15 protein-coding genes and 1 tRNA gene are annotated in these 21,257 nt (G+C 53.4%); 9 read left to right on the top strand and 7 right to left on the bottom strand.

Annotated features, from left to right (window positions below):
• Positions 1-17 precede the first annotated feature (17 nt).
• From DFR37_RS09175 to DFR37_RS09135, 9 genes are all read left to right on the top strand, one after another.
• On the top strand, positions 18-779 hold the full coding sequence (locus DFR37_RS09175; protein ID WP_113932955.1) for a class I SAM-dependent methyltransferase: 762 nt from the start codon (positions 18-20) through the stop codon (positions 777-779).
• Between the two features lie 14 nt (positions 780-793).
• Positions 794-1,252, top strand: coding sequence for a ribonuclease HI (gene rnhA / locus DFR37_RS09170; protein WP_113932954.1), 459 nt, complete (start codon positions 794-796; stop codon positions 1,250-1,252).
• A gap of 258 nt (positions 1,253-1,510) precedes the next feature.
• Positions 1,511-2,626 carry an efflux RND transporter periplasmic adaptor subunit gene (locus DFR37_RS09165; protein ID WP_113932953.1) on the top strand — a complete coding sequence of 372 codons (1,116 nt, stop codon included), beginning with the start codon at positions 1,511-1,513 and terminating at the stop codon, positions 2,624-2,626.
• Positions 2,627-2,640: 14 nt separating this feature from the next.
• A complete protein-coding gene (locus tag DFR37_RS09160) occupies positions 2,641-5,682 on the top strand; it encodes an efflux RND transporter permease subunit (protein ID WP_113932952.1) in 3,042 nt (1,013 codons plus the stop codon).
• A gap of 139 nt (positions 5,683-5,821) precedes the next feature.
• Positions 5,822-6,541, top strand: a complete 720-nt coding sequence (dnaQ, locus tag DFR37_RS09155; protein ID WP_113932951.1) for a DNA polymerase III subunit epsilon — start codon at positions 5,822-5,824, stop codon at positions 6,539-6,541.
• Between the two features lie 84 nt (positions 6,542-6,625).
• A tRNA-Val gene (locus tag DFR37_RS09150) sits at positions 6,626-6,700 on the top strand.
• 94 nt (positions 6,701-6,794) lie between these two features.
• The gene (locus tag DFR37_RS09145) at positions 6,795-7,691 is read left to right on the top strand and encodes a tyrosine-type recombinase/integrase (protein WP_113932950.1); all 897 of its coding nucleotides are present in this window, start codon (positions 6,795-6,797) and stop codon (positions 7,689-7,691) included.
• Between the two features lie 147 nt (positions 7,692-7,838).
• On the top strand, positions 7,839-8,099 hold the full coding sequence (locus DFR37_RS09140) for a hypothetical protein (RefSeq protein WP_147251602.1): 261 nt from the start codon (positions 7,839-7,841) through the stop codon (positions 8,097-8,099).
• Positions 8,100-8,103: 4 nt separating this feature from the next.
• The gene (locus DFR37_RS09135) at positions 8,104-8,997 is read left to right on the top strand and encodes a hypothetical protein (protein WP_113932948.1); all 894 of its coding nucleotides are present in this window, start codon (positions 8,104-8,106) and stop codon (positions 8,995-8,997) included.
• A gap of 18 nt (positions 8,998-9,015) precedes the next feature.
• On the opposite strand, the gene DFR37_RS09130 is transcribed toward DFR37_RS09135, so the two are convergent.
• The 7 genes from DFR37_RS09130 to DFR37_RS09090 all read right to left on the bottom strand — a co-directional run bounded on the left by DFR37_RS09130 (position 9,016) and on the right by DFR37_RS09090 (position 20,907).
• Complete coding sequence (locus DFR37_RS09130) at positions 9,016-9,855, bottom strand: DUF2971 domain-containing protein (RefSeq protein ID WP_113932947.1); 840 nt, start codon at positions 9,853-9,855, stop codon at positions 9,016-9,018.
• A gap of 84 nt (positions 9,856-9,939) precedes the next feature.
• The gene (locus DFR37_RS09125) at positions 9,940-11,136 is read right to left on the bottom strand and encodes a GIY-YIG nuclease family protein (protein WP_113932946.1); all 1,197 of its coding nucleotides are present in this window, start codon (positions 11,134-11,136) and stop codon (positions 9,940-9,942) included.
• 7 nt (positions 11,137-11,143) lie between these two features.
• A complete protein-coding gene (locus DFR37_RS09120; RefSeq protein WP_113932945.1) occupies positions 11,144-13,249 on the bottom strand; it encodes a DEAD/DEAH box helicase in 2,106 nt (701 codons plus the stop codon).
• Positions 13,246-16,032, bottom strand: coding sequence for a class I SAM-dependent DNA methyltransferase (locus DFR37_RS09115; RefSeq protein ID WP_113932944.1), 2,787 nt, complete (start codon positions 16,030-16,032; stop codon positions 13,246-13,248). Before DFR37_RS09115 ends, DFR37_RS09120 begins: the two co-directional genes overlap by 4 nt.
• 67 nt (positions 16,033-16,099) lie before the next feature.
• Positions 16,100-17,020, bottom strand: a complete 921-nt coding sequence (locus tag DFR37_RS09110; RefSeq protein ID WP_113932943.1) for a restriction endonuclease — start codon at positions 17,018-17,020, stop codon at positions 16,100-16,102.
• Positions 17,021-18,266: 1,246 nt separating this feature from the next.
• Positions 18,267-19,166: a hypothetical protein gene (locus DFR37_RS09095; protein ID WP_113932941.1), complete on the bottom strand. Its 900-nt coding sequence runs from the start codon at positions 19,164-19,166 to the stop codon at positions 18,267-18,269.
• Entirely contained in the window at positions 19,159-20,907 is a 1,749-nt protein-coding gene (locus tag DFR37_RS09090) for an AAA family ATPase (protein WP_113932940.1), read from the bottom strand. The genes DFR37_RS09095 and DFR37_RS09090 overlap by 8 nt, the downstream gene beginning before the upstream one ends.
• Between the last annotated feature and the right edge of the window lie 350 nt (positions 20,908-21,257).

Here is a 21,257-nt window from a genome sequence, read left to right as displayed (position 1 = left end):
AAAAGCAAGGAACTGATGTGTCTGCATTGTTGGGCCAGCCGCTGATAGTTGATCTTGCCCAGTGGCTGAGCACGCCCGCTGGTCAGTATGTACAGCAATGGGAACAGGAAAAAATCAGCAGCATGGTGGCCAATGTGTTTGGCTTTCATGCTGTGCAAATAGGGCTTCCAGCCTGGGACTTGCTGGAGGCCAACCGCATTCCGTACAAAGGCCGTTCTCATTCATATAGTGAGGCAGGTGTCTTGCACCCCGCGGCCGCGCTTTACGCCGACCCCGAAAACCTTCCTTTCGACAGCCAAAGCATCGATCTTTTGATATTACCCCATGTTCTGGAGTGTTCCAATAGTCCGCATCAGGTTTTGCGCGAGGCCGAGCGCGTGCTGGTGCCCGAAGGCAAGGTGGTCATTTCGGGCTTTAATCCCTGGAGCCTATGGGGGCTGCATGAACGTATTCCGGGGCTGGATCCCATCATGCCCGTCCCGGCGCACATGCAGGTGTCGCTGGCGCGCCTGAAGGATTGGTTTAAATTACTGTCGTTCGAGCTGGACCGGGGCAATTTCGGCTGTTATGCGCCGCCTTGCGAAACGGAGCGCTGGCTGCGCCGGTGGTCCTTCATGGAAGCGGCGGGCGATCGCTGGTGGCCGATTTGCGGGTCGCTGTATGTTGTGTCCGCGGTCAAGCGCGTGGCTTGCCTGCGCCTGGTCGGTCCGGAATGGAAACGCAAGACTAAACACGTCCATGGCCATACGGTGGTTACCGGCAGGCATTCGGGCGTTTGATCATTAAGGAAAACATGAGCGGTACACAGGTGGACATTTGGACGGACGGAGCTTGCAAGGGCAATCCGGGGTGGGGCGGATGGGGCGCATTGCTGCGCCAGGGAGCGCACGAAAAAGCGCTATATGGGGGCGAGCCCGATACGACGAACAACCGCATGGAACTCATGGCGGTGATCCAGGCGCTCAAGACCTTGAAGCGCCCTTGTAAGGTGATTATTCACACTGACTCCCAGTACGTGCAAAAAGGCATGACGGAATGGATAGCTAACTGGAAACGGCGCGATTGGCGCACTGCCGATAAAAAGCCCGTAAAAAATGCCGATCTGTGGCGCATGCTGGACGAGCAGGTCGCGCTGCACGACTTAAGCTGGAAGTGGGTAAGAGGCCATGCGGGCGACCCGGGCAACGAGCGTGCCGACGAATTGGCCAATCTTGGGGCGGAGCAAGCGCGCAGCCTGGGGCGCAGCGCCTGACTGGCGTCGACAGCCGGTGTTCTCCAACTGGGGGGCGGATTTGCTTGGGGACTGCTGGCGTTGCGGCCTGGCGAAAAATGCTGCTGGCGCGTGCCGGGGCGCGGCAATTGTTTCAGAACAGGATAAACCTTTTGTTAAAGGCCTGCCGCAGATGGGTCCGGTGCGCTACTATTTGCCATTTGCGGAAACAGTTGGTTTCGACAGGCTGGGGTCGAAGCATGCGCAGACTTGTATACAACCATATAAATAATTGATTCCATGAAAGTAAATGCAGCGGGTTTGGCAGCAATCTTGGTGATTGGGGCAGCATTGGGTGTGGTTGGCACGCGTTGGGTTGGGGGCGGCAGCAAAACTGCGCCCGCGGCCAAGTCCGCCGCGCCGGCGCCGGCAGGCGCCCCGGCGGCGGTCAACGTTGAAGTCGCTCCAGTCGAATCCGTGCTGTTGCCGCGCGGGGTGTCGGCCGTGGGCACGCTTCGTTCCGAAAATTCGGTGGTTCTACGCCCTGAAATAACCGGCCGCATCAGCGAAATCAATGTCAAGGAAGGCGGCAAGGTTGCCAAGGGTCAGATGCTGGTGCGCCTGGACGACAGCGTGGTCAAGGCGCAACTGCAACAGGCCCAGGCCAATCTAAGCCTGGCCCAAAGCCAGAACCGGCGCGCACAAGAGTTAAGCAGTCAGGGCTTTATCAGCAAGCAGGCGCGCGACGAGGCCGCCAGCCAGCTTAGGGTGCAGCAGGCGGCTGTGGCCCTGGCCAGCGCGCAGTTGGGTAAAACCGTTATTTTGGCGCCCTTCGACGGGCTGATCGGCCTGCGCCAGGTGTCGGTAGGCGACTACGTCAGCCCCGGCGCCGACTTGGTGCCGATCGAATCCATTGACCCGCTGCAGGTGGACTTTCGCGTACCGGAGCACTATTTGGCGCAAATCCGGGTAGGTCAGCCATTGGCATTGCGCCTGGACGCCATGCCCGGCCTGGTGCGCGAAGGCCGGGTTGGAGCCATCAACCCGCTGGTCGATGTGGGTGGACGTTCCATCTTGCTGCGCGCCGACGTGCCAAATCCCGACGGCTTGCTGCGGCCCGGCATGTTCTCGCGGGTGCAACTGCAGTTTGCCGACGACAAGGCGTTGATGGTGCCCGAAGCGGCGCTGGTGCCTTCCGAAGAGGCCCGCTATGTCTTCCGTATTGCGGGGGACCGGGTCGAGCGCCGACAGGTGCATATTGGCCTGCGCCGCAGCGGCAAGGTCGAGGTTCTGGACGGATTGGCCGACGGCGACCAGGTTGTGGTGGCCGGGCTGCAGAAAATCAGCGACGGCGCGCTGGTGCGCATTGTGCCCAGCGCCGCGGCCAAAGCGGCTGCGGCGGCTAATGGTTCCTGAGTCCGAGGCCGTCCATGAAAATTTCCGAAGTCTGCATTAAACGCCCGGTTTTTGCCTCGGTATTGGCCCTGCTGATCGTGCTGGTCGGCCTTATTTCGTACCAAAGGCTTACAGTGCGCGAGTATCCGGCTATCGACGAGCCGGTGGTTTCAGTAGTAACCACTTATAAGGGCGCCTCGCCCGAAGTGGTCGAGTCCCAGGTAACCAAGCCGCTGGAAGACCAACTGGCCGGAATCGAGGGAGTCGACGTAATGACTTCCGCCAGCCGTTCCGAGCGCAGCTCCATTTCAATCAAGTTCAATCTGTCGCGGAACCCGGATTCGGCAGCGGCTGATGTGCGCGACAAGGTATCGCGGGCCCGGCGGTATTTGCCCGACGAAATCGACGAACCCATTATCAGCAAGGTCGAAGCCGACTCCACACCTGTCATTTTCATGGCGGTCGACGCCGGCAGCTATTCAACGCTGGAGCTTTCCGACTATATCAATCGCTATGTGAAGACGCGGTTGTCGGTGCTGCCGGGGGCGGCCGAGGTGCGCATATACGGCGAGCGCCAGCCTTCGATGCGCATATACATCGACCGCAGCAAGTTGGCCGCGTATGGGCTTACGGTGCAAGAGGTCGAAACCGCGCTGAGCCAGCAAAACGTGCTGATACCGGCGGGCCGCATTGAATCTTCGGACCGCGAGTTTTCGGTGGTGTCGTCCACCGACCTGCAAACCGTCGACCAGTTCCGCAATGTCATCGTGGCCAATGTAAAGGGCTATTCGGTGCGCCTGAGCGACGTCGCCGACGTTCAAATAGGGCCGGCCGAAGAGCGCATGCTGTCGCGTTTCAATGGCAGGGAAGGTCTGAACATCGGCATTACCAAGCAGTCCACGGCCAACCCGCTGGACTTGTCCAAGGCGGCCTACGCCGAAGTGGCGCTCATCAATGAAACCCTGCCCACCGGCATGAAGCTGAGCATCGCCTACGATAGCTCCGTGTTCATTCTGGAATCGATCAAATCGGTGTACCACACCATAGGCGAAGCCATAATCCTGGTGGTCCTGGTCATTTTCTTTTTCTTGCGCAATATGCGCGCCAGCCTGATTCCCATCGTAACGATACCCGTCTCGCTGATCGGCGCTTGCGGCATCATGTATTTTTTCGGGTTCTCGGTCAACACGCTGACGCTGCTGGCCATGGTGCTGGCCATCGGCCTGGTGGTGGACGACGCCATCGTCGTGCTTGAGAATATTTTCCGGCATATTGAAGAAGGCAAGACGCGGCTGGAGGCTGCTTTCCTGGGCGCCAAGGAAATCGGTTTCGCCGTCGTTGCCATGACGCTGACCCTCGTGGCCGTATATGCGCCGCTGGCGTTTGCAACCGGCCGCACAGGGCGCTTGTTCATCGAGTTCGCCCTGACCCTGGCTTCGACGGTTCTGGTGTCGGGTTTCATTGCGCTGACGCTTACCCCCATGATGTGCGCCACGCTGCTGCGGCACCAAGTCGGCCACGGCCGGGTCTATCTTGCCATCGAGCGCCTGCTTGAAGGCCTGACGAACGCCTATCGCGCCAGCCTGCTTTGGGCTTTGGGCAAGCGCACCCTGGTATTGGGCCTGGGTCTGATTGTGGCCCTGGGCAGTGCCGTGTTGTTCAAGACAGTCAAAAGCGAATTGGCCCCGCTGGAGGACCGCGGCGTGGTGTTCGGGGTGGTCAGTGCCCCCGATGGCGCAACGCTGGACTATACCGCGCGCAGCATCAAGGCCATCGAATCCTACTACAACGCCATTCCCGAAGCCTCCGGCAGCCAGTCCATTATTGGGTTTCCTACCGTGACCGAAGGTTTTGCCATTTTGCGCCTCAAGCCCTGGGACGAGCGTGATCGTTCGCAGCAAAGCATAGCGCGCGAACTGCAGCCCAAGTTTTCCGCACTGCCGGGAGTCCGGGCGTTTCCGACGAACCCTCCGTCGCTGGGCCAGCGGGCTACTTCCAAGCCGATAGAGTTCGTCATCATGAGCCAGGCCTCATATCCCGAGATCGCCAAATTGGTCGACGGCTTCCTGGACAAGCTCAAGGACTATCCCGGCTTGCAGAACGTGGACACCGACTTGCGGCTGAATACACCTGAGCTGACTGTCGAGGTCAACCGCGACAAGCTGGCCGATGTCGGGGTGGACGTCGGCACGGTGGGCCGTACGCTGGAGTCCATGCTGGGCGGGCGCCAGGTAACGCGTTTTCGCGATAGCGGCGAGCAGTACGACGTTATCGTGCAGGTGAAAAAGAGCGACCGATCCGACCCGACCGACATCAGCGATATTTACATACGTACCAAAACCGGCGGGATGGTGCAGCTTTCCAATTTCCTGCAGGTAAAAGAAAGCGTGTCGCCCCAGTCGCTGAACCACTTCAACCGCCTGCGGGCGGTCAAGGTCCGGGCCGCGATTGCACCAGGCTACGCATTGGGCGAGGTGCTGCAGCACATGGATACCGTGGCCCGCGAAACGCTGCCGCACACCGTGCAAACCGACCTGGACGGCCAGTCGCGCGAATTCCGTGATTCGTCGGGCAGCATTTACCTGGTCTTTGTAATGGCGCTGGCCTTTATTTACCTGGTGCTGGCCGCGCAGTTCGAAAGCTGGCGCAACCCGTTGATTATTATGCTGTCCGTGCCCTTGTCCATGACCGGCGCCTTGCTTGCCTTGTGGCTGTCCGGCGGAACGCTTTCTATTTATAGCCAGATCGGGCTGATCACGCTGGTAGGGCTGATTACCAAGCACGGCATTTTGATCGTCGAATTCGCCACCCAGTTGCGCTCCGAAGGCGAAGAACTGCACAAGGCGGTGGTGCAGGCCTGCGTCATGCGTTTGCGGCCGATTCTAATGACTACCGGCGCCATGGTGCTGGGTACATTGCCTTTGGCGTTTGCCGTTGGCGCCGGCGCCGAATCGCGCCAGCAAATTGGCTGGGTCTTGGTGGGCGGGCTAAGCTTTGGTACGCTGTTGACCCTCTTCGTGGTGCCGGTGGCTTATACTTTGATTGCAGGAAAGGCCCGGCCCAAGTCACTGGAGTAGCCCGCGGCAAACCCTGCACTTAATATAGGCGTTGCGTAGGCCTTGCACATATCCCGCGTTGCATCTTGCTGCCGCGCGGGACGCGGCTTCTCATGGCCTTGCGGGTTGCAGCCTTGCGCCATTGTTCAACAGGAAATACATGCGTCAAATTATTCTCGATACAGAAACCACCGGCCTGGATCCCTCGCAGGGGCATCGCATGGTTGAAGTGGCCTGCGTTGAAATGCTCAACCGGGGTCTGACCGGGCGGCATCTGCATATGTACTTGAACCCCGATCGCGACAGCGACCCCGAAGCCTTGGCGATTCACGGCCTGACGACCAAGTTTCTTTCGGAGCATCCGCGCTTTGAAGATGTGGCCGACGAGTTCATCGACTACGTCAAGGGCGCCGAAGTCATCATCCATAACGCGGCATTTGATAAAAAATTCCTGAACGCCGAGCTTAAGCGCGCCGGTAAACCGTCATTCGACAGCCTGTGCGGCAAGATTACCGACTCGCTGCTTTTCGCGCGCGAATTGCATCCCGGCAAGCGCAATTCGCTGGACGCCCTATGCGAGCGCTACGGCATCTCGAACGCGCACCGCACGTTGCACGGCGCCTTGCTCGACTCGGAATTATTGGCCGAGGTGTGGCTTGCCATGACGCGCGGGCAAGACGCCTTGATCATGGACTTCGAAGAAGGCGGCGCATCTTCGGGCCTTAACGGACTGGGAAGCCAGGCTTTCGACGCCACGCGCTTGCGCGTACTGCTTGCCACAGCCGAAGAGCTTCAGGCCCACGAGGAATATCTCGACGGCCTGGACAAGGCAGCGGGCCAGCCGTGTTTGTGGCGGGCCCAGGCCGCGGCTGATGCTTAAATAAAGTGGTAGAATAACGATCTTTCAAAATCCGATGCGCCCATAACGCGCATCCGGCACCAAGCCCGCCTTTGCGCAGCGCTTGGGCGGTTAGCTCAGTGGTAGAGCACTGCCTTCACACGGCAGGGGTCACTGGTTCGAACCCAGTACCGCCCACCAGAATTGCAGTAACGTATTGATTTTTGAAGGAAATTACGCGCCTCGCAGCGGGTTTTAACAACATTCCACGGCAGTGGACTGACTGGAAAACCAAATGCGTAAATCCTTCAATATGTCCTCGGCGATGGCACAAATCGTCGATCAGCCGGCACAAGAACTGACTTTTGCCGAGCTCATTCAAGCCTATTGTGCCGTCCGGTGCGATGACACCGATGTGCGTACAAAAAAATGGGTTGAAGCCTTTGGCCCTCGTTCCGCTTGGGAAATTTCTTCAGAAGAATTGACTCGTGCTCATCAAGCTATGGTTGAGCATGGTTACTCAACAGCGGCGGCAAACCGTGATGTTTCGGCAATTGGCAGCGTATATCGCTGGGCGATTGAGCGGAGGATTTCACCAGTAGGATTCAAATCACCTACGGTAGGGGTTCGCCGTGCGCCGGAACCGATCAGGGTGGTTTTCGTTAAAGACGAGAAAATTACGGCGTTGCGTGCACGAGCTTTGGCATTCCCTGACCGGCGCTTCGGTTTGTTCGTTTCACTCTTGGTTGACACCGGTGCGCGTAAGTCGGAGCTTCTTGATCGGACGTGGTCTGACGTGGATCTCGACAGGGAACAGATCGTTCTGCCGACAAGCAAGAACGGCAGGCCGAGAACGCTTTTCTTCACGAGTCAAACAGCGGCTCTTATCAAGCGCGTCGCGCTTACCAGGCCACCGGAATCCTTGGTTTTTGAAGGTCGTGTGCTTGGTCGACCCATCGACTTCCGAAAGTCATGGGCTCAATTGATTGAAGACGTAGACCTACCGGATTTTCATATGCATGACGTCAGGCATTACAAAGCAGCACAGCTGTTACGTTCAGGGGTTACTATCGCTGTCGCTGCCCAGATTATGGGGCACTCTGCGGCGGTGCTGGAGAGACGCTATGGACATCTAGAGACAGAGAGCCTACAGAAAGCGCAGGAAAAAGCCTGGGCACTGCGCTGGGTATGAATATTGTTAAGAGGAGGCGCTGAGGATTATGAGGTTAATTACCATTGCAGAGCTATTGGCCAACGATGCCGCGGATATTCCGACCCTAACTACGGTTATCGAACTCGCAGTAGCGGAAGGGGCCACCTCATTCCCGGTATCCGACACTTGAACAAAATCCGCAATAGATTGGCTCACAATCTCGAAGCAACAGTGAACGAAGAAGACGCTACTGTGCTCTTGCAGGGAATGTTCAAGGCCTTTCGTGAGGCAGGAGCTAGTGGAACGGAGAAACAGATCAGCACCAACCCGATTGATGTTCTTGAGGAGTTCGCAGAGTTTGCTAGCTCGATGTTGCACGCCCCGTCAGGGCAGCACAGCAAGGCCTTTAGTCTGGCTTTGAATGAGCTGAGCGGTAGGGCTGATTGACGCCGTGAGAAAAACTACTGATTTTTACGCCGGCTTCACCAACCTGAAGCTCCTAACAGAGTGGGAAGAGTTCGAACTAGGTGAGGGCTTGGTCTTTCGGCCTACGTTCGCCCACCTGATGAGTTCTCACACAATGGCTTTCAAACCGCCAGAGGCGCCGGGGAAGCACCATCCTGCGCCGTGGAAAGCCACATCTCAGTTTGAGTCGTTTGACGTCCACACCGAGTTGCTCATCCCAGCGAGCTACAATCCGCCGAAAGACCTGTCGCATTACGACGTGGCACGTACCATAACAATCATGATGCGTCTCTTCTGTGACCCAAAGATCCGCTTCTTAGTAAAGTCCACACATTCTCTGTCAGTTATTTCAACAGTGCCCGACAAGGAAATGACGATTGTCCCTATTGAGGTGTCTCGACAGTTTATTGAGTTAGAGTTAGCTAAGCAGGACACCGTGTCAAGCGCTGATCGGCTGTACTGGGTACGCAACAAATGGCAAAATGCGGTTGACTTGATGGCCTCTCATGCCGATTTTAGGCTGGCGATGGAGGCGTTTGAAATGTCAACGTTCATCCCACATCACACTCTCACGCTAGTGTCCTTATGGGGAGCGCTTGAGGCGCTATTCTCGCCATCCACATCTGAGCTGCGGTTCCGCGTATCCATTCTCATAGCGTCATATATATATCCACCTGGGCAGCAGCGTGCCGATATGCAGAAGGAGATATTCGGACTGTATGACAAGCGGTCGGCGGCAGCACATGGCAAGCCAAAACACAACACCGATCACCTGATGCAGACTTTTAACATCCTTCAGCACGTGCTTATGCGGATGATTGATGAGAAAGAAGTACCTAGCAAGATGGCGCTCAACAACATGCTGCTTGGGATTGACTAGGCTCTCTAAGCGTATTTCCTAAATACGCTTAACGGCACGACGCTTGGCATGCAGCTGGTAGTGGCGGTCATCCAGGCGCATGTCTTCGATCCTGACGTGGGGACAATGGCGTTGCAGCAGCGCGACAACCGTTTCGGTATCTTCAAACCGGATGCGCGCCCCGAGGCAAACAACTCGAATCGCCTTAGGATCGAACTCATACTGCCCGCTGCCGCCCTGGGACGCCAGCAGTTGCGCGACGGAGTCTGAGTGGCCCGGATCTTCGGCAATCAGCGACTTGTAGAACTGCTTCTCGTCATCAGAGACCGGGCGCTTGATCACGCGCCACTCATTTTCATGGCTCCAGTGCGACGATTTCGTCAGCAGTGCGGCCTGTAAGAGGTCGCCAGAATCGTACCTGCTATCCGGAGAAAGTGAGGGGCGACGTTCCGAATATTGAACTGGCTTTGCATCCCTGAATGGTTCGTAGTCGGAATCGAAGCCAATACAAATACCCGAATGGTTGTTTGCGTAGTGTGCCCACATCAGCAGATCGTGTTTCTCTGTCGTCAAGCATAGAACGCCCAGTGAGTCGATCCACTCTCTGATAAGTGCCGGCAAAGCGGTGGCCTGGAAGGTTTCTAAATAACGCCGACGGACTGTTCCCCGTTGCGATAGGGAGCCCGGCAGGCAGCCCGATGCGGCCAACCTAGCTTCGAACTCCGGGTTCTCCATTGGGGCTGCGAGGGCGCTCATTTCGAAAGGGTCGTTGAAGTAGGCAGGAGATGAAAAATAAATCTGCCCCGTTAGAATTCGTTGGAGTCGGCTAACGTGGTCGTCTGTATTGAGCGGTAGAAATTTGTAGAGACTTTGCTTCATCGGGTTGAGTCGGAAACGGGGCCTATGAGAAACGTCAACCTTAGCGCGTAGACTAACCCTGCGGATGCGTATTGCCGATCTAATTCACAGTTGTTGAGCGATTGGGACCAGATGAGCCATTTTTGGATCATAGACGACCTCGGTAATAGTTCCATCCTGGATCCGTTGGACTGCGTCGTCGATTGCCTCCAGCGGCACGAGAAACCATTCGCGTGGTCGTACAGGGTGTCCAAAGCGATCATGAATAGTGAGTTCTAACTGTGCTGGCCCAAATATACGGTGAAACAGGCGCTCTAGCTTTGTACGGTTGATCTCAGCCAGCTTATAGGTTGCGATGACTTCAACATCGGCTAACAGGTAAGTCGCATCATGCGCTGCATTGGCAATACGCGTTTCCACTTTTCCCCCGGTCACTCCGATTTTATGAATGAGTTCACGGTGCTCTGCTACGAAAGGATGGTCGGATAAGCTGCGCAGAACATAAATTGTGCCACTTTCAATGTCATCTTCTTCCCAGCTATCGCTGAATAAGGGGCCAGCATTTGGATCGGTCAAGCGGCGTCCAGCGTCGTCTTTATATAGCGCTCGCTGAAGTGATCTGCGTAGCAGGTTGCTTTCTGTACCGTTTGAGTAAATGACCCTAAGCCGCGCATCACTTTCACCATTTGGTGCTTTGATGGTTTCACCCGTCTCGGCCACATAAACGAGCTGCCCGCCAAGAATAAAAAAGCCACCATCCACAATACTGGTATCCCGGCCAAATCGACGTGTTTGGCGGCGCCCAGCATCAAGCTCGGCCTGGGCTGCTTCAAGTAAAGGTTTAAATTGCTCAAAATCTTGGCATGGAGTGCGATTTGCGACTTCCTCGGCAGCTTGCCGCTCCTCGTGCGAACTGACGTGCTTGAGCACGGTAATATCGTCTTCGGCAACCGCCTTGACCCCAAGCTCTTCCAACAGGCTTTCATCATCAAGCGTGTCGATCGCGGATAGTTCAGTTCCGGTTGAGTTCGTAAGCAGGCCGTCAGCATCTATTGCTGCCAGGAGGTCTCGTGCCTCAGGCAGGGCCCGCAAGCGGTCCAGGCGCACGGCATAAAGGCGCTCAAAGATGTCGCGGTCATCCCCATGGCGTGGGGCGTGCCCATTAGCCGTAAAGAACCGCTGTATATCTTCAAAGCCCGCAATGATCCGTTCTTCACGCGGCGTGTGCATGGCTGTTTTTTGAGGTGTGGTATCGACGCCCAGAGCGTCTAATAACTCATCATCTGACAGTGTTGTAGGCATTGCTATCCTATTGTTCCTTTGCCGTTTGCTGGGCACGGTAACGTGCGAAGGCTGCTATCCCTTCCGCCATGCGCTTCTCCCATGCGTCGGGGGAATTGATGTCTGGCAAACGGCCTCGCTCTTGCTTGAACTGCAAGGCACGCTGTGCCAGCTCACGCGCCTCGTCATAAGGGATGCTGACACGCTTAGCGGCAACGCTGGCTTGTACCTGGCGCAGCGTCTTTTCATCCATCGCCTTAGCTAGAATGGCGTAGGCGGCCTCGAAAGGGTTAATACGGTCGATAAGGTCAATGTCCAGGTCGCGTACGTTTACAAACTTGCGTACGCCTTGAATCAGCGCCAGGCCGCCTTTACTATCTTCTGGGGCGGTTTGATTGCCATCAATCATCTGCTGCTTGGCTTGTTGAGTAATCGTTAACGCGGCAATGGCGTGTTGCCGAATCGCTTCCTGATCCGTATTGCTGAGTTCGGGATAGCGGTCACGCACAATTTTACCCATACGCAACTGTGTCAGCTCTTCGGGGAGGGTGTTTTCACGATCGAACAGACCACGCTCTAAAGCGGACTTATCTTGTACAAACGCGGTAATGACCTCGTTTAAGTCTTCCTGGCAGACCCGGCTTGCTTCGGCGCTTTGCGGCATAGCAAGCCCACTGATCTCAACGTGATATTGGCCTGTCGTCTCATTAACGCCGACATTGGTGCCGCCATCAACATAGCCGTCTGGGCCATAGTCAAACCCGTTTTGAACCCCCGCATTCTTTGGCGTGAATTCGAACCGTGGGGCCAGTACTTGCTCCATAAGTAGGCTGGCTGCAATGGCCTTTAAGGTGTCGTTCACCGCGTCCGCAACGGCGGCCTCCGTTGCATCAGGTTCTGCAATCAGATTAGTGAAGCGTGCTTTTTCTTTACCTGGCGCATCCCGTGTCGCACGTCCTATGATCTGGACGATTTCAGTCAGGCTGCTGCGATAGCCAATGGTTAAGGCGTGTTCACACCAAATCCAGTCAAACCCTTCCTTCGCCATACCAAGGGCAATGATGATGTCGATATAATCACGATTTTGGCGCTGCGTCGGCTCTTTTAGAGCGTTCAGCACATTGGAGCGCTTGGCCGCGTCACCGTCATCGACCAGGTCGGCTACTTTTATGACACGTCCGCCCTTGTCGGCTGGCAGCTTGATCAGATGAAACCCTGTGGCCGGATCGACGCCTTGCCATTGGCCCAGCGAGTCCATGATCTCTTCAACTTCCTTGTGCTTGTCCTTCAGGCTTTCGCGGGAGTTTACGTTCGGAATATGCACGATGGTTTTGAGTGCGGGGTCCAGCACCTTCATGATCGCATCCAGATAGCGGCCTGTGTAGAAGAAATAGCCTATATCCAGTGATTTCAGGTACTCATAGCCGTTGAGCTGTTCGTAGTAGGTGTAGGTCACGGTTTCAAAACGGGCTTCATCCTGAGGCCCAAGTACTGCTTCGGCATCCCCACGAAAATAAGAACCCGTCATAGCGACAATGTGTGCCTTGTCATTCTCGACGAACTGCCCGAGCTGGCTGCCTAAGCGGTTGTCTGGGTTGCTGCTGACATGGTGGAACTCATCAATCGCAATCAAGCGGTTATCAAAAGCTGCTACGCCTAGGTCGTCCACAGCGAAACGAAAAGTCGCATGCGTGCAGATGAGTATTTGATCGTCACTGGCAAGAAACTCGCCTACGGCTTTCACTTTAGACTTGGCGACCCGTGGCTCGTCTGCACCGGGTGCATTGCACAAATTCCATTGCGGTTTAACGATCCAGTCAGCCCAGAAACCAAATTTCTTTAATGGTTCATCGGCGAAGCTGCCGCCAATCGAGCGTTCCGGAACAACAATAATGGCTTGTTTAAGGCCCTGGTTGTGTAGCTTGTCAAGCGCGATGAACATGAGTGCACGTGATTTGCCTGAAGCGGGTGGTGATTTAATCAGCAGGTATTGTTCGCCACGCTTGGCGTACGCACGCTCCTGCATAGGGCGCATACCCAGGGCATTAGCGTTGCTTGATGCTCCAGTATGGGCTGTCGTAATGGAGACGGCGGGAATGGTTCTTTTGTTTGTCGGGTTCTCGGCCGTGGTCATTGCGCTGTTTTCCTTGCGTTGCGGGTCGGTGACGGTGCAGCCGTCATCTTGGTATAAAGGTCAAATAATTTTTCCAGCCGTTCGGTATCGTTGCGGAAACGACGACCAATGTAAATGCGTTCCAGCACTTCGTCGTTTTGTTCATGGGCGCGGCGTAGGTTCTCAGGCATGCTGTCGGCGACATATAAGTCAGCAATGGTCGCCGGGAAATGGGCTTCCCGTGCAAGCAGTATGTTTTCTGCACACTGCGTCAGGTCGATCTTGTTTTGTTCGGTTAGCAACGGAACGGGGAAGGTGTTCCAGCCGAGCGTATTTGAGTAACGAAAATCAGTTTTCATCTTCCCACACACTGTGGCGATCCAGACCAGATGGATACGCGAGGCAATGATAGCCATGTTCCAGAGCGGGGCATCAAAAAGTGCGAAGGCTTCGCTTGTCACTGTAGATCGGCTGTCAATTAAACCACTCGGTAGGAACGGACGGCTTTCAGACGAGGTTCTGGGGACAGTAACTGTCCATTTTTGAGCAATATTCATTTCTCGCATTTGGTGGGCCCGCGCCGCCATTTCATTGGCACTTTTGTCGCGGCTGGCCAAGCGCATAGTGCGAACGCCTTCAATCCGCTGACGAATTGGCCCAATGCTTAGGGCTTCGTCAAGATTCGCATCTTCGATCCACAAACAATACCGTTCTAAACCCCGTATAAATTCGGCGGACCCGTAAATGCGGCGAAGAAAACGTATCCGTTGTTGAGGCGAAAGCATAAGTTTGTTCGCATCGTCTTTTGACAGCAAAAGGTGGCCGCCGTCTACTGGCTTATTCCCAAAGCTCATCTCTGATAATTCACTAATCGGCCTGGAGGCTCTTTCAATAATGACATTTGGCCCCGACACCAGGTACGCATTTACGTTATCCGCCTCCTTGATCTGTAACCTTCCGTCATCTTGATCGTTGGGCTCTGAATATAGCCGACGTGTTGTTCCGGGGTTTCTTGACATGCCAACAATCGCAACCGTCACTCCCGCGTTATGACTGGCTAGATTCGCCCATCTGAACGAGGTATGTGCAAAAGTAATCTCATGGCCAGTATCAAATATCAAGGGCCACAGGATTGGTACCTGCTGGCCCTGGCAGATGGAGTTGGTCGATACAAAGGCAGAGGCTGCATCAGTTTTGGTACCGTAGTCAGCCGCCTTCATAAACCAACCTGCTACGTAGTCCAGCGATTTCCAGCTTTTAGTGTGTCCAGCAAAAACCGATTCCAGATCTGCCTTTTGTTCGGCGCTTTGCCACGTCGAGCCAAGATAGGGTGGATTGCCGCAAATGTAGGTTTCGCCACCTTCGTTTTCAAAGTCAATTTCAGGCTGATCTAGCAGTGTGTGGAATAAGTCATTAGCAACCATCTTTACCTGGTTGCCCGTTGGAGGGCACAGGCTTAACCAGTCCAGACGTAAAGCATTGCCGCAAGTAATCCAATTCATGGCATTCAATGGCAAGAACTCTGCCAAAGCCTGCCGCTGACCACGATACTGCACATCACATTGGTATTCGGCAATAATCAATGCAAGCCGGGCAATCTCGGCAGGGAAACTGAGTAATTCGATGCCGCGAAAATTAGTTAGTGGGATTTCGGTTTTTTGCCCTGGCTCGCCGCGTCGTTGATTGATTGTGGCCTCAATCTCACGCATCTGTTTATAGGCAATTACCAGGAAATTGCCCGACCCGCAGGCTGGATCAAAAACGCGAATTTTGGCCATGCGTCTACGCAGGTTAAGGAGCATGCGGGAATTATTACCTGCTGTATTTAGCTGTTCGCGTAACTCATCCAGAAACAGGGGGTTTAGTACCTTTAGAATATTCGGCACACTGGTGTAGTGCATGCCCAAAGCGCCGCGCTCGCCTTCGTCAGCCACGGCCTGAATCATAGACCCAAAAATATCGGGATTAATCTGACGCCAGTTCAGTTGACCCGAGTGCAGAAAGAAGGTGCGTGCCATGCGGGAAAAATGAGGCACGTCGGTACTACCGGAAAACAGGCCGCCATTAACATAGGGGAAAGCATCTGCCCAGGCGGGTGGCTTGTCCGCGTTACGCTGGGCGGTACTAAGATTCATTGCATGAAATATCTTCCCAATGACCTCGTGCGTGTTTGAAGCATCACGCTCGCTCATTTGGTCAACGGTACGGGTAAACAATCCCGTCTCTTTGAAGATTCCAGTATCTTCGGCAAAGAAACAAAAAATCAACCGTGCCATGAAGTGGTTCATGTCATGGCGGCGCTCTTCGGACGCCCAGTCAGGATTGTCTTTTAGCAGTTCAACGTAAAGCTTGTTAAGACGACCCGTGGCCCTCACGTCTATCGGGTTGTCTTTGATTTCTTTGATTGTGGAGATGCCCGCCAAAGGCAGAAAGAAGCCAAAATGGTCTGCGAAATCAGGATAATCGGGTGCAATTGTCTCACCAGATACCAGATCTTCGGCTTCCAATGTTTGCCCATCGGTTGCAAGAATGAACTTTGCTTTTGCTAATACGGTTTTTGGGCTGGCGCGTAGGGCTTTCAGTGTTTCGCTGACAGTACCGGGTAGGCATGTAGCAATGTGGATGTTGTTGCGTTGAAGTACGCCATTAAGCACATCGGATGAGTTGGTATTACCTTTGCGTAGGCGATCTATTGTTGTTTTTTTATTGCCAAAGGCCGCCAGAAAGGCGAAAGGGAACTCTTCACCATCAAAGGCTTGGGACGCCAGATCCGATACGGCTGCCTCAATCTCTACTGCATTCATGTCTTATTTGTACCTGATGGATATGTGCATCCATATTCTAGGGGTTGTGTCTTGGCCAGTGGATTAGCTAGTCTTCGTCAAAATAATCAGTATCAATTTTTGGAATCATCAAAGAGCGAGACGTTACACCGACCTCATAATCCATCATCAAATTGACCAAACGTAAGCCGTCCACTAAAACGATACCCTCAACGGACCTGCCGAAGTCGATGGCTTGAGCCGAGAAGCCTGATGTAGTAATAAATACGCCGCGTTTCGCTTTTTGGCCAGCTAATGCGCCATAAAAGGCTTGGAGATCAGGACGTCCGACAGTGCCTTGCCAGCGTTTGGCTTGTACATAGACTTTCTCTAAGCCGAGTTTGTCTAATGAAATTACCCCGTCGATCCCGCCGTCACCAGAACCGCCTACCTGCTGTAAATCGTTGCGATTTGCGCCATAGCCAAGTCGATGGAGTACATCAAGCACAATAACTTCAAAACGTGTTGGTGATACCTGTGAAAGACTCTCTAAAAGATCGGCGGCTGTGGCTTCGCGTAATTCCTTCCATGCTTGATCAAGGAGATCGTCTGGACTGATTGTGCTTGTTTGAACAGTGATAGCTGTTTGTGCTTCCGTTGCTAGTGGGGTGCCATCGTCAATCGCTCGTAGCCTGACATCTTTGAAGCCAAGGGCAAGGTGCTCAACTTGTTCGGCTGACAGTGGAGCCGGATGTGCCTGGACATACTGGATGCCGTTGTCATTTAATTTCCAGTGGCCGCGTTTCACGTCATCAGAAAACCCTGCTCGCTTTAATCGATCATAGGCCCAGCCAGCTCGATTCTTGTAAACAGCTTGCCCGCTATTCAGGGCAATTTGTCGTTGTTCTGAGGTTAAGCCGAGCGTATCTGCGGCAGCTTCATGTACCACCCGTGCGGGCGCACCGGCAGTGTTGACTGCCAGGTATCGAAAAATTGGCTCTATGAACTGATCGTAGGTCGGTACAGGCATTGATTTTCACTGTTTTTTTATGTTGGTTGGCCTATATGCATCCGTAACAATAATGATGCGTACTTCTATAGTGGCTTATACGCTCATAGTAAGGCCGTTCAGAGCATATGGTCGTTGCCGGTTAGATTGTATCCCGATGGCCATCTGCAGCCAGGGTTGGATCCGAGAACCTTCGGGCTGCAGTTTTGTGGTCGCTGACAAGCAAACTTCTCAAGTACAGACCGCCCATCGGGCGGTAGGAGCGCTGGCCCGCGCGGGCTAGTATTCGCCATCAGTGCATATCGGGCCGTCGTTTCCGTTGCCATGAGTGCGTCGCCCAAAACGGCCGACTGTACCGCTATCCGTTGCCGCTGCCCTGGCTTTCGCGGCATAAACGGCTTCCTCCCCGTAAGGCGGGTCCCCTTCATATATTCCACGGTCCTGTTCATCAGCCCCGGCTAGCAGTTCAGCAAGGCAACGGCGGCAACACCGCAGAAGCCGTATTGCTGCGAACGCCGAAAACCTACGACTAGGCTCGGAATCTTCGGCCCCTATTCAACGACTATTAACTTGTCCGGCCAAGGTAGTTGACGTTGAATAGGCCCCGGTCAGCAGGAAAACCAACCGGCTTTTGAAGGATAGGACAATGGAAAACGTTAACCACAATGCAGCTTTGGGTTACGACAACATGAATGCGGGCCAGACGCTATACTCGGTTCGATCGCCTTGAGATTGCCTGTGAGGTAATTTCACATTTTAGGGGAACGGCAGTCGTTAGCAGCGTCTGCGCGCAACGGCTTACCGTTACGGCACTATTGACGAGAGACCCAATGGGACGAGTACCTGTTCGATTAGGTAGTACATCCAATCATGAGTACTGGATGTTGATTGTTCGAAGCGACGTAATATATTATTTAATCGTTGACCCTATCAATGACCAAATTAGCTTGACCATTGATTCATTTAGCGCTTCCAGGTTTCATCCGTCGAAAGATGTTGGCGGTAGCTTAGCGAGAAAGCGGGTCGAGTTTCGTGCAAAGCAGCAAGGGGTACTGCTTGAAGACGAAAAGCTGTTAATGAAATCGGTAAGCATTGGGTAGCCTTGTAATCTACACAGGCAGTCTGATGGAGGAGGTAGTGCCGCTTATCTGAAAAAGTTGTTTGCGGCATTGGTGTGACTTGTGCTGCTGGTTTGACGGGGCTTTGGAAACTAACCGAAGTCCCCAGTCATTTTGTTCCCCATCAGGCAGCACCGTCCGTCCCTGAGTCAGACGCTTATAGGCTCGCCAATAGTCCTTTGGAACGGCTGACCCGTAATATAGCTTGACCACAATTCATCTAGTCTGTTTTTGCTAATCGGGGCTACATCTACACGGCGACGAGGCAGCTTCTGGAACCCCTGATCTAGCTGTAGCCCTCCACGCCGCGTCAATAAGTAGCGTCCGTGCATTTTGAAATCTTCTCGTTCATCACGTGCCAGGCAAAATTGTGTGGTCTTGCCTTGAATTTTTGCTCCCCGGTTTAACTTTAGGAGCTTTTCTCGTATAGCCTCGCGGGTTACATCAGCAGGTTCATTTCCTATCACGTTGGACTCTCGTGCGATAAAGCAAATTTTGCTGCATCTTCTATTTTCCGCAATAAGGGTCAGATAGGCCAGCATCGTTTCGTAATAGCTATCCTTCAACGGATTGATATACGGATCGATAAAGTAGATTTCAGGGCTGGTCAGTAGTAGCGTTCGAGAGACTCGGACATACTCCTCTTTTGTGCCCAATATTCTCTCTTCCGCAGGACCCCATTCTGCAACGTCACCGACGTGATATATGGAGGCCGTTTCGTCCGTCTCCAAATTGAAGGTTACAAGGCCGTTGGTAGCCTTGTTGCGAACGGTCTGGATGGCATTGTCATACCATGTCGCCGAGTCCTTCCAACTCAGATTTTTCAAAAGTTGGAAAACGTTAGCTTCGTCAGCTGATCGCAGGATGCTGCTCATACGTTTGAGCTGCAGCTCACTCAGTCCATCCATGCTCTTTTTAATATGCTCCCGGATTGCATGAGGATAGCGAGCTAGATAACGGCCACTATAGGACCCAAAACGGCCGAGCACCATCTTCAGCTCAAGCTCAGTGCTAAATCCTTTTGGCTCCAGCACGAAAGTCTCATTCATCAAAAAGCTCCTGATCTCGTTCAGGGAAAAAGCCGTGTGGCCAGCGATCTAGAAAATCACCTTCGGCACTAACCCGGATCTGATGAATGCTTGTTTCGCCATTGAGGTGGGGATTGAAATAAAGGATGCACAGATCGTTTGGAGTGAGTTTCTGCTCGCCTTCCATGGGTAGCCCAGAGGATGTTTGACGTATTCTTTTAAGTAGCCGCAGCAATAGATGTTCGCTGTGTGTTTCGATGATGAGTTGAGTCGGAGAAATCATGCTGAAGGACTGAAATTCCAGTTCGACTGAGGGCGTAACGGCGTGAAAGTCGGCATAATTACTATAAGAATCCATCCGGTGTAGGCTTTGGATGATCGCATCGGCCAGATTCGCTTGAAGGGCGGGGTGTAGATGGAGCTCCGGCTGCTGGATAAAGGCATTTCCATCTCTGGCCAAGGCATAGGCAACAGGTATTACATAGCTAATACCACTGCCAACCTGATCGAATCGAAGTTTTCTGTTGTCGGCATCCGCAAGAAATATCTTGATGAAGACTGGCTGATCATCGCTCAAGCCTACGTAAATCTGATTACCTGATAGTTCGTCATCAATGTGATTCTGGCTCAAAAGAACAGCATACTCGTAAGCTAGGCGATAGCCCTTTTCGATGAACAGATGGTTGCTGAGTATGGCGTTCATATCATCCAGCAGATTGTCATCGTTGCGTTTTGCTTCGCCCGTTATCTTGTACCTGGCCGAGTAGGCGATCGATTCATAAGGAAAGTTGCTATTTTTACTGATGATGTTAGAAAATATATTTTCTGTGAAATTTCCCTCTGTGTATATAGTGAGCTCGTCCTCTGTAGGTACTGTTCTAGAGGCTGATATTTTCTGAAAATCCAGATTGATCAACAGAATTAATGTTCGGAATATGAACGAAATTTGATTAAAAAAAGACTCGATAGATCGAACCGGAACATGTGGAAGAACATTGTAATTTTCATCCAAAAGATCATTGCCACGGATAAAAGAATCGGCATCAATGTTGAAGTTTGGCTTGAGAAAAAACCATCCTTTCATGTTTACATATAGAAATCCATCATTTAATTCGCCTAGCTTTCCATCTGAAGTAGTGATGAAACTGTTGAAAGCATCATCTGACTTTATTCTAATTCTCGGATGGTTTAGATTGATTCTCACATATCTGGTGTCTTTAATATCCAGCAGGAGTATCTGATCGATCGTGACTGTGAATTGAGACTTTACGCAGTTGTGAGAAGCGTCATCGGTCGCGGGCTCGACCAGATAACCACTTGATCGTGGCCAAGCATAAGATGCCTCATTCTCTCGATCCCACAGATCGAAGTTGCCAGTTATTTCGATGTCCAGCAACTTGTCTGGCTCAATTATGATTTCTGATGCCAGAAAATTATCATCAGCGGTAGCAACCCAATTGAGCAAATAATGAACCCCTAATTTCATCTGCTGGCTTTCATTGTTCGTGCTGCCGTTGGGTCGATGCCAAGCATCTTGCAGTACATCAAAACTGGATTTATATAGGAGGCTGTCCTTCCCGGCTTCTTTGCAAGCCTCATTGAATATTTGTTTTAAACATTCAATTGCTTCTTCCAGCGAGCTTTTACCCGCAGAGTTTGGGCCAAAAAGTAAAGTCAATTTGCTAATCGGCAGGGTGTGCGTTTGCCTGATAGCTTTGAAGCCACCTAGGGTGATGCTTTGAAGTTGAGTACGAGGAGTCATAACGCTTAATGTTTGATTAGTTCGGGTATTTCGACAGACTCAAGCTTGGGCTCGGTAGGCTGGGTTTTTTGTTACGTTATACCCCATCCTATCGATCGGACGTTTGTTCAGAGCTAAATTCTTATCTAAACCAATTCCAGTCAGACCGCCTATAGGCGGTAGGGGCGCTCGCCACGCGGGCCAGCATTCGCAATCAGTGCATATCGGGCCGTCGTTCCCGTTGTCATGAGTGCGCCGCCCAAAACGCCGACTGTACCGCCATCCGTGTCCGCTGCCCTGGCTTTCGCGGCATAAACGGCTTCCTCCCCGCCAGGCGGGTCCCCTCCATATATTCCACGGTCCTGTTCATC

It is taken from the genome of Eoetvoesiella caeni, from assembly GCF_003315175.1.
GTDB classification, from domain to species: domain Bacteria; phylum Pseudomonadota; class Gammaproteobacteria; order Burkholderiales; family Burkholderiaceae_B; genus Eoetvoesia; species Eoetvoesia caeni.
This window is presented reverse-complemented; position numbering and strand designations above follow the sequence as displayed.